General features: G+C 27.3%; 1 protein-coding gene. It reads left to right on the forward strand.

Annotation, left to right across the window (positions count from 1 at the left end; translation table 11 throughout):
* Positions 1–164: 164 nt before the first annotated feature.
* On the forward strand, positions 165–785 hold a 621-nt coding region (locus tag M983_RS16595; RefSeq protein ID WP_157091989.1), incomplete at its 3' end, for a hypothetical protein.

The raw sequence follows: 785 nt of genomic DNA on the forward strand, positions 1-785 counted from the left end.
TTCTTGGGTTTATTTCTGTTCTTTTATTTATGCTAGGCACAGTTTATCTTTTCGAAAAAATATATCTTTTTTGTAAACTGACTCGGCCTAAACATAAAAAAAGAATAAAAGCATTAGACAGTGTTATTGCACATAAAGACACTGCTTCACTTAATAGCCTTTTGTTGGATATTTCTGGTATAAAACAAAGCAAATTGCCTAATCTAAAATTAACTAAAAATAAAGAATGTAAATTTAAAAATAGTTCGGTTAAAAGAATAAGAGATAAAGTTTCATTATATCATGCTGATAAAATAAATATTGTCAGATACAGGTCGAGTTATTCATTATATCAAGCTTCATTTAGTATTAATCAACATCCTTTTGTTCTTTTTAGTCAAGATCGTTCTTTTTATTCTGAACACAATATATTTATTGCTGATGGAGATGATATCGAAGTTTTTTATTTACAATCGGAGGATAAAGATTCATTGCCCATTATATTAGGTGTCTATAACTATACTGACAATGGGGCTTATTTAATTTCAGGTCAATTTTATATTGGGCATCAACGAGCTAAAAAAAGTATTTATTGGATTTTAGGTGGTGTTACTGCATTTATTTTTTCAATATTGTTTTTCTTTTCAGTATCAAATATTTATGATAATGGAAATTATTGGGATAAATGGGATTGGCTTTCAATAGCGGATATGTTTTTATTTTTTGGTATTATTTATTTTTGTATTGTCAGTGGAATAGCTTTCCTCATTTCTTTATTATCTAATCTCTATATTTCGAGTTCAGAC

The sequence above is a fragment of the Proteus myxofaciens ATCC 19692 genome (assembly GCF_001654855.1).
Classification (GTDB): Bacteria; Pseudomonadota; Gammaproteobacteria; order Enterobacterales; family Enterobacteriaceae; genus Proteus; species Proteus myxofaciens.